At 59.1% G+C, this 2,800-nt stretch carries 2 protein-coding genes; both read left to right on the top strand.

Annotated features, from left to right (window positions below; translation table 11 throughout):
- Window positions 1-194: 194 nt before the first annotated feature.
- Window positions 195-1,826 carry an FG-GAP repeat domain-containing protein gene (locus ABX749_RS28400; RefSeq protein WP_372899000.1) on the top strand — a complete coding sequence of 544 codons (1,632 nt, stop codon included), beginning with the start codon at window positions 195-197 and terminating at the stop codon, window positions 1,824-1,826.
- Between the two features lie 108 nt (window positions 1,827-1,934).
- A partial coding sequence (locus ABX749_RS28395; RefSeq protein WP_372898999.1) for a serine hydrolase domain-containing protein occupies window positions 1,935-2,800 on the top strand: 866 nt, incomplete at its 3' end.

The following is a 2,800-nucleotide window of genomic DNA, read 5'->3' as shown; positions in this document are numbered from 1 at the left end:
GGACAGAAGTGGGGCGACGGTCGACGGCTTGGGGCAACCATCGTGCGACTGGCCGCGTAGAGATCGACATGGCGGTGATTCGGTTCGACGTGACGTTCTGTTTGCTTCGTTTCCGCATCGGTGCTGTGGATCTCCGTGGTTTGTTATAACCGACTCCGCCCAAAATGATTTCTTCCCTGAAAGTATTCGTGAACATGAAAGATTATTCGACACGCCGCGTCGGTCGCACCGGGGGTCTGTCCCCCGAGCTTCTCTACGCCGCTTTGGTCGTAATGTTGGTCCCGGTTTGGGGCGGTTGTGCAAAAAAAGCCGATGATTCGACCGCGGCAGTCGAAGTGTCTACGGCGGAGAATGCCTCGTCGGGTGAGCTGTCTGCCAAAGATGTCGCATTTTTGAATCGAGTCGGCCCCAAGGTCGAGGCGTTTTGTGGTGATTGCCACGCCATGCCCCGGCCGACCAGTTCACCGGAAGACGAATGGGAAATGGAGATCATCCAAGGTTTCGATTTGTATCGGACGTCCGGACGCACCGACTTGGCCGTTCCCGATGAAGCCGATGTGGAGCGGTACTTTAAAATGCAGGCCCCCAAAGATTCGGGGATGCCGGTTCCTGACACGTTGAATTATCCCGCTGCGGCCCCGACGCACGTCAAGTCCGGTGTGCTGCGACAACGCGTTCGTGCAGCCGGCGTCACCAATGTCAATTGGATCGACCTGGGATTCGATTCCAAGCCCGGTCATGCCTTGGTCTACTGTGACATCGGAACGGGAACCGTCAACGCCTATTGGCCCAACGATCCGGAAGGCGAAGTCCGACGTTTGGGCACGATGTTGCAACCGGTCCACACCGAGCCCTGTGACTTGAATCAAGACGGGTTGGTGGATCTGCTGGTCGCTGACATCGGTGAGTTCAACGCCAACGACAGTGACTTGGGACAGGTGCTGTGGCTGGAGCGATCCAAGGACGGCGAAGCGTTTCGTACGCACGTGCTGATCGATGGACTCAGCCGCACCTCTGACGCCCGCGCAGGGGATTTGGACGGCGACGGGGACATCGATGTGTTGGTCGCCGCCTTCGGTTGGAGAAACAGCGGGCGGACGTTCATGCTGGTCAATCAAGGCCTCGGCGACGACGGGATACCGGTGTTCGAAACGCGTGACATCGATCCACGCCATGGGCCCGTGCATGTTCCGCTGGTGGACTTTGACGGCGACGGCGACTTGGACTTTGTTTCGCTGATCAGCCAGGAACACGAGCGCGTCGAACTGTTTCGCAACGACGGCAAGGGCCATTTCGAAAACGAGTTGATCTGGGCGGCGCCGGATCCGGCTTATGGTTCCAGCGGGATCGAGCTGGTGGATATGGATGGCGACGGTGATTTGGATGTGCTCTACACCAACGGCGATTCCTTCGATCGCGGCCCCAAACCGTTTCACTCCGTCCAGTGGCTCGAAAACGACGGCCCGCTGCCGATGCAGCGACACCAGATCTGTCTGATGCCGGGCGTGTTGAACGCGACCGCCGGTGACTTCGATGGCGACGGTGACGCCGACGTGGTCGCCGTCGCGCTGCTGGGGTCGCACATTTCCAAAGACTGGGTCGCCAAGGGGGCCTCTCCGATCGTCATGTTGACCCAACAAGACGACGGTTCGTTCTCGCCGTCACGGTTGCCCGGACGGATGCATGATCACCTGTCGGTCGTCAAAGGCGACTTCAACGGAGATCAAAAACTGGACTTCGCCATCGGCAATTTCTTTCGCCCGGCGAGCACGGACGTGCAAGCGGTGCTCGGTGAACCGGAGTTGCTGATTTGGACGTCGAAGTGAGGCGTGATTGATGGTGGGAGGGCTGGATGATGGAGGTGGGCGGTTGGTTGAGTTACATTGTTTGGCCCGCTCTTGTTTTGTCCCGCCCGCCTGCACGTTGGATTCCCTGTGAAACGCATCTCGATCTACTTTCTGTTGTTCAGCAGCCTGATCGGTTCTGCCGTCTCGACCGCTCAGCATCCCGCCCCCGAACTTCATGCCCAGATTTCGTCTCTGATCGATGCGGCCATCCAAGACGGGGATCTGCCCGGTGCCGTGGTCTGCTTTGCCGATCGGAACCAGATCCGGTATCTCCAGACGTTCGGTGACCGCCAAGTCGAACCAGACACGTTGCCGATGACGGCCGACACGGTGTTCGACCTCGCCTCGATCACCAAACCGGTGGCCACGGCGACGTCGATCGCGCTGTTGTCCCAACGCGGCAAAATCGATCTCAACGCCCCGGTCTCCCAGTATTTGCCAGAATTCACGGGGCACAAGAAAGAAACCATTACCGTCGCGCAGTGTCTGCTGCACGTCAGCGGACTGACGCCCGACAACGCCTTGGCCGACTACCAAGACGGACCGGAAACGGCGTGGCGGCGGATCTGTGAATTGAACTTGCGATCGGATCCGGGAACCAAGTTTGCCTATTCGGATGTCGGATTCATCGTGCTGGGAAAGCTGGTTGAAACGGTCAGCGGTCAGCCGTTGGATGGGTTTGCCAAAGAAAACGTGTTTGGCGCTATCGGGATGGACGAGACCAGCTTCAATCCGCCCTCGCACTTGAAGGCGCGTGCGGCGCCGACGGAAAAACAATCCGACGGTTGGCTGCAAGGCGAAGTGCACGATCCGCGGGCTTCGCGTTTGGGCGGCGTCGCGGGACATGCGGGGCTGTTTTCAACCGCCAACGATCTGGTCAAGTTCGGCCAAGAGCTGCTGGCCGCCTCGCAAGGGGATTCATCGGTCATCGAGCGAGAGACGTTTGAACGGAT

The organism is Stieleria sp. (assembly GCF_041595215.1).
Lineage (GTDB): Bacteria > Planctomycetota > Planctomycetia > Pirellulales > Pirellulaceae > Stieleria > Stieleria magnilauensis.
The sequence above is the reverse complement of the archived record's forward strand: the minus strand, read 5'-3'. Positions and strand labels throughout refer to the sequence as shown.